Annotated in this window: 1 rRNA gene; it reads right to left on the bottom strand. The window is 56.6% G+C overall.

Annotation, left to right across the window (positions count from 1 at the left end):
- Window positions 1-478: 478 nt before the first annotated feature.
- Window positions 479-599, bottom strand: a 16S ribosomal RNA gene (locus tag ACYVIH_RS22455); the annotation flags it as partial.

Genomic DNA, 599 nt, shown 5'->3' on the forward strand with positions numbered 1-599 from the left:
GTCATCATTCCCGAAGAAACAACAACCCCACGGTCAGGTGCGCGACCAATGAAATTAAAGTAAATACACCACCATCACCCCACTAACCCCAAAAAGGTCACTGCAATGACGCTGGTATAGATGCTCGCGTCCACTGTGTAGTTCTCAACGTACGGCCGATCCCACCATCACCGGCAACACGTCCGATGACCGCGGGTCAGAAAACCAAGTCCACCCACACCCCACAAGGGGGTGCGAGCCGGCTGGGCTTCCAGGACCCAATAGCATGCACTCAAAGACAACCCGAACCACGCATCCATCCGTTCCAACAACATCTCCACCAGGGACACATTGCGTACTAGCACAGACACATCATCACGGCTTGCCGTGTTGTTTTGTGTTCCACCCTTGAGCAGCATGCGTCACGCGTTCGGTGACGTTCATGCTTTCTCTGCAACCCCGCACACCCGGAAAGGTGTAGGGGTTGAGTGCTCCTTAGAAAGGAGGTGATCCAGCCGCACCTTCCGGTACGGCTACCTTGTTACGACTTCGTCCCAATCGCCAGCCCCACCTTCGACGGCTCCCTCCCACACAAGGGGTTGGGCCACCGGCTTCGGGTG

It is taken from the genome of Nocardioides pakistanensis (assembly GCF_054781215.1).